The 425-nt window shown below is 65.9% G+C and carries 1 pseudogene; it reads left to right on the forward strand.

The features are described 5' to 3' along the window. Positions 1–425, forward strand: a pseudogene (locus B0W80_RS34165) (RHS repeat protein); the annotation flags it as partial.

Below are 425 nucleotides of genomic sequence, written 5' to 3' on the forward strand. Positions count from 1 at the left end.
CACCGACGGCTCCAACCAGACGAACACCTTCGGCTACGACCCCAACGGCGAAAGAGTCTCCGACACCAACGGCCTGAACCAGAGCACCCGGTACGGCCTGGACCCGCTGCGCCGGGTGAGCTCCATCACCAACGCTGCCAACGCCACGGCAGGCCTGAGCTACAACGCCCTCGATGCCGTCACTCAGGCGAATGACTTCAAGGGTGTCGCCACGAACTACAGCCGCAACGCCCAGGGCAGCGCCACGGCCGAGACCAGCCCCGACATCGGCGCGAAGGCCATCCAGTACGACGTCCTGGGCCTGCCCGCCAAGATCACTGATGCGATGGGCCAGGCCACGCAGATCCAGCGCGATGCCATCGGCCGGCCCACCCTGATCACCTACGCCGACGGCAAGACCACAAATCTGGTCTACGACGGACCGA

Origin of the sequence: Variovorax sp. KK3 (assembly GCF_001984055.1) — a bacterium.
Classification (GTDB): domain Bacteria; phylum Pseudomonadota; class Gammaproteobacteria; order Burkholderiales; family Burkholderiaceae_C; genus Variovorax.